The sequence below is a fragment of the Delftia sp. ZNC0008 genome (assembly GCF_000799035.1).
Lineage (GTDB): Bacteria > Pseudomonadota > Gammaproteobacteria > Burkholderiales > Burkholderiaceae_C > Comamonas > Comamonas tsuruhatensis.
The window spans coordinates 1-737 of the sequence record NZ_JTKZ01000698.1; the positions used below are offsets into that span (position 1 = coordinate 1).

A 737-nucleotide genomic window follows, 5' to 3' on the forward strand; every position below is an offset into this window, starting at 1 on the left:
CCGCGTCTGCTGCAGCCCGCGCAGATCACCAGCTTCGGATTCAAGTGCGCGCAGTCGGCTGCCGCCGTGGGCCGCAGCATCGAACAGTTTGAAAGGCTTGCCACCGCTGCGCTGTGCGTGCAATTGGGCGGCGCCGTGGGCAATGGCGCCGTGCTGGGAAGCCACCGTGCCGAGGTGGAGCAGGCACTGGCCCGGCGCCTGGGCCTGTCGGCCTGCGACCGCAGCTGGCATACGCAGCGCGACGACTGGATGCGCCTGGCCATGGAAGCGGCTGTGTGCGGCGGCAGCCTGGCCAAGCTGGCCCGGGACTGGTCGCTGATGGCGCAGTACGAGGTGGGCGAGATCGCCGAGGCGCCGCGCGGCAGCACCTCCAGCGCCATGCCGCACAAGCGCAATCCCGTGCACCTGATGCAGGCGGTGGCACAGGCCCAGGCCATCCCCCAACTCGCGGCCCTGCTGCTGGGCTGCATGGCCCAGGCCCATGAACGCGCGCTGGGCGAGTGGCAGGCCGAGGTCGCGCACTGGCCCGACCTGTGGCGCCATGTGCATGGCGCCGCCGCCGCATTGCGCCAGGCCGCCCAGTCGCTGCAGGTGCATCCGCAGCGCATGCTGGGCCATGTGCGGGGCCTGCACGGACTGGTGTTTTCAGAGGCCTGCGTGCACGCCATGGCGCCCTGGACGGGCAAGCCCGAGGCCCTGGCCGCCGTGGAGCTGCTGGCCCCGCAGGCGCTACGCGG

Annotated in this window: 1 protein-coding gene; it reads left to right on the forward strand. The window is 72.2% G+C overall.

All coding sequences use genetic code 11. The annotated features are described in order from the left end of the window. The coding region (locus L995_RS22735; protein ID WP_047473806.1) for a lyase family protein at positions 1 to 737 on the forward strand (737 nt) is incomplete at both ends.